We start from the raw sequence: 3,965 nt of genomic DNA, 5'->3' as shown, positions 1-3,965 counted from the left end.
AGCTTTGAGGGCGCAGTTGGTTTGGGATTACTTGATTTTGACATTGGAATCTCGTCTTTTTCGCGGGGACTTCTCTCTTATCACACTATCAGCGATCCAAAGGTCAAGATTACATTTTGGTAAATATTGTTACTGGATTCATTTGTCATAGTAGTGTCCAAAAGTCCTGTGACTTTTTGCGAGGATCCCAGGCCATGTTGACCAGACGCCATTTTGTTATTTCCACGGGTGCGCTGTTCTCCGCACCCTTACCCACCAGTCTTTTGGCGGCCCCCACATCTGATAAATCGATGTGGGATATCTGGGATGCGCAGGTGACGCCACCCAATTACGATGCTGCCACATCAAACCCATGGGGTCTGCATCGGCGCTTTTTGCCACAGCGCGTGGAAGCGAACACAGGACTCGTTCCGGGAGATATCCATGTCGATGCGGTTGCAAGATATCTTTATCATATTGGGACTGATGGTACCGCTATGCGCTATGGCGTAGCGATTGCACGTGGCAATCTTTATGAGCCGGGCACCTATGACATCCGCTGGAAGACAAAATGGCCAACTTGGACGCCGACAGCGGCGATGGTTGAACGCGATCCAAATCTCTATGGCAATCTTGCCGAAGGCGTGGACGCGGGTCCAAAAAATCCATTGGGGTCTCGGGCTCTCTATTTATTTGTAGGCAATAGCGATACGTATCTTCGCAGTCACGGTTCGCCAAACCCAGAATCGATCGGGGGCCGCGCAAGTTCGGGATGTGTTCGTATGGTAATGGCGCATATTAATGGTCTTTATGAAAACGTAGATGCAGGATCCACCGCATTTCTCTACGCTGCGGAAAATGGCGTTACCGCTCAAAGCTGATGTTGGTCTAAGGTACAGTTTTTGGAGTTTGAAGCTTTACTGTGCTCCTTCAAACAGCAGGCGCGCGGCATTTGAGAGGAAAGTCACAGCTAGCAATGTCGAAGTGCAAGCGCTTATCGATAGCGCATGGGCACGCCATCTTTGTGCACTTTTGCGCGGGGCAAGCACGGCAATGTACAATGCGTAGGAACCCACCAAAGTACCATACAAATATACACTAGAGATGTTTTCAAATGCATAGGCGCGCTGAAGCGTTGGTCCGACAACTTGAAGAGCGGTTAAGCGATCTCCGCCGAAAGAACCGAACAGATCTGCGGATATGACGTAAACCAAGGCATGCAGAGCGATAAACAAGATAGCGCGAATGCATCCGTCCAAAAATAGATAGCAAACAGGGTGTTGTCTAAGGCGCGTTTGAAGCGCTTTAGCCGAGAAAAACCCTATGTAGTTGATCACGAAAACGACGAGAACACCGTTCGATAGAACTTGGCGATTAAAACGGATGAACGCCGTGGCATTTGTCGCCAATATGGTAAGAAAGCCTGACGAGAGCAGAATGAAAATCAATAGAAGTGGAAGAATACTGAAACAGCTAAGCAGTAAGATGTTCCTAAAGAACCGTGAAAACGGAATTTCTGGATTAAAGTGATTTTCGAGTCCTTGTGCGCAGAGATATTGAAACTTTGATAAGTTCATTTCAGGTTCCCTTTTTCGGTCTTTATACCTTAAAAGCTCTACGCAGATTTATCGAGCAAAGTTCAGAGTGTTGTCTGTTACATTTGGCTACAAACGTGGGATGGGACTTTTTGCCTACGTCTAGTAGTAAGTAAAAATGACTGAAATGCCCCATATCTTGGTCGTCGATGACCACCCAGAAATTCGAAAGTCCGTTTCTAGCTTTCTGGAGCGGAACGGGATGAAAACGTCGAGCGCTGAAAATGCTGCTGATATGGATGCAAAACTTGCGCGGTCGCAGTTTGACTTGATTGTTTTGGATATAATGATGCCCGGTGAAGACGGCCTTAGCGCGTGCAAACGTCTAAGCCGAGAAAGCAACACACCGATCTTAATGCTCACAGCTCTTGGGGACGCCGACGATCGTATCTCAGGGCTTGATTCAGGGGCGGACGACTACCTCGCAAAGCCTTTCAATCCACGAGAATTGGTCGCGCGGATAAATGCAATTCTGCGCCGAACGCAGAAACTGCCTCAGATAGAAGCATTAGCGGGCAAAACGGTCCGATTTGCGCATCTTGAATTAGATTATGATGGACGTAATCTTAAAGACGCAGATGGGCGGAGAACTCAACTAACCTATGGGGAATTGAAGCTGTTATCGCTTTTACTTGAACGTCCTAGAATGGTGCTAAGCCGTGATGAGCTTTTGGAAATGAGCACTGGACGTACAGCGGGCCCTCTAGATCGAACAATTGACAATCAAATAAGTAGATTGCGGCGCAAGATCGAAAAAGACGTTCTCCGGCCGAGTATCATCGCAACCGTGCGTCATGGCGGTTACAGTTTATCCTGCGATGTTGAGGTGCTATCTTGAAGGCACTTGGTTGGCGATTGCAAACACAGATCGGGCTTTTGCTACTTGGCGTATTAGTTGTGGCTCAAGCGCTAAGCCTTTGGTTGTTTGTGGATGAGCGGGCATTGGCAATCCAAGCGGCAATAGGGGCAGAGGCAGCCGGGCGCGCCGCCAATGTCGCACTTTTAGTTGAAGATGTTTCACCTGACATACAGAGACAAATCATCCAAGCAGCCACATCTCCGCTTGTTAGTTTCGAACTGTCCGATGAACCTAAAGTCCTGCATGAGCATCCTAGCGAGGGGGCTGCTGTTAAGGCGCGCATCAGGGCGTTGATGGGGGAGTTGTATAGCCGCGATATACGCGTTGAGGTGCATGAAATTGAACAGGGACTGTTACCTCTGCCAAACCTTTCACATGAAATGGCCGAAATCCATACCGAAATGATGCAGGGCAGCTTGGCAGCGATCGAGATGGAAATATCAATCGCATTGGCAGGTGGAACCTGGCTCAATGTTGCCACCCGATTTGAACGACCGCCTCTTCAGTGGTCACGAGCCTCAAATATGACTTTTGGCATCACAGCTGCTTTTCTACTCATAACCAGCTTTTGGTTCCTTCTTACGCGCTTGACCGGCCCATTGAATACACTGGCACAGGCATCAGAGCGGTTTGGTCGGGGAGAAAGAGAAGCGCCCTTACGGATTGTCGGACCGAAAGAAGTTCGCGATCTGACAATCGCCTTCAACACAATGCAATATCGCCTCACGCGGTTTGTATCTGATCGCACACAAATGCTGGCGGCGCTCGCGCATGATTTGCGTTCTCCGTTAACAGCAATACGGGTACGTTCTGAAATGGTTGAAGACGCTGAAACCCGTGCGTCCCTCATAAGCTCGGGCGAAGAAATGCAGCAAATGGTTGAAGCGACATTGGACTTCGCCAAAGGAGTTGGTCAGCATGAAGAGATTCAACCGATTGACCTGAAAGAAATACTGACCGGGATCAAGGCAGATGATTATTATCTAACCAACGATCAATCACTTGTGTTGCCGGTGAAGCCGAGCGCAATTCGACGTGCGTTTCGCAATTTAATCGAGAACGCTATTCGGTACGGAAGCGAAGCACATGTTTCATGGAAAATAGTTGATTGCTATGTTGAAATTTACATTGATGATAAAGGGCAAGGCATTCCTGAAGCGGACCTTGAAGCGGTGTTTAGCCCCTACGTTCGGCTCGAAACATCGCGCTCGCTTGATACGGGTGGGCATGGGTTGGGTCTGTCAATCGCGCGGAGCATAGTTTTAGAACATGGCGGAACGATAAGCTTATTCAACCGCCTAGAAGGCGGTTTGCGTGCGCACGTAAGGTTGCCACTAGACTGATTGCGTTAGCCTTAAAAAAATTGGCCTAGTATAGGAGGAGATATGTAATGGGTAATAGAAATTTAGGACAGCAGATATGAACAGACGTCAATTTGTAGCAGCCTCGACAGCCTTTGTTGCGACTGTAAATCAAGCAGATGCACATAGTACAAAAACGCATGATGGGTGGGTTAAGACGCCGAACTTACC

Annotated in this window: 4 protein-coding genes; 3 read left to right on the top strand and 1 reads right to left on the bottom strand. The window is 48.4% G+C overall.

The annotated features are described in order from the left end of the window. Positions 1-194: 194 nt before the first annotated feature. On the top strand, positions 195-860 hold the full coding sequence (locus tag WBC85_RS06350; RefSeq protein WP_424434095.1) for a L,D-transpeptidase: 666 nt from the start codon (positions 195-197) through the stop codon (positions 858-860). Between the two features lie 36 nt (positions 861-896). On the opposite strand, the gene WBC85_RS06345 is transcribed toward WBC85_RS06350, so the two are convergent. Next, a complete protein-coding gene (locus WBC85_RS06345; RefSeq protein ID WP_424434093.1) occupies positions 897-1,556 on the bottom strand; it encodes a hypothetical protein in 660 nt (219 codons plus the stop codon). 136 nt (positions 1,557-1,692) lie between these two features. Between WBC85_RS06345 and WBC85_RS06340 the strand changes: the two genes are divergently transcribed. Together WBC85_RS06340 and WBC85_RS06335 are read left to right on the top strand one after the other, a co-directional pair. Next, positions 1,693-2,412 (top strand): response regulator, encoded by a 720-nt coding sequence (locus tag WBC85_RS06340; RefSeq protein ID WP_424434091.1) that lies wholly within the window; start codon positions 1,693-1,695, stop codon positions 2,410-2,412. Continuing rightward, positions 2,409-3,776, top strand: coding sequence for an ATP-binding protein (locus tag WBC85_RS06335; protein ID WP_354689899.1), 1,368 nt, complete (start codon positions 2,409-2,411; stop codon positions 3,774-3,776). Before WBC85_RS06340 ends, WBC85_RS06335 begins: the two co-directional genes overlap by 4 nt. Positions 3,777-3,965: the final 189 nt, after the last annotated feature.

The organism is Planktotalea sp. (assembly GCF_049680325.1).
Taxonomy (GTDB): domain Bacteria; phylum Pseudomonadota; class Alphaproteobacteria; order Rhodobacterales; family Rhodobacteraceae; genus Planktotalea.
Note: the sequence above shows the minus strand (reverse complement) of the source record. Positions and strands in the feature narration are given on the sequence as shown.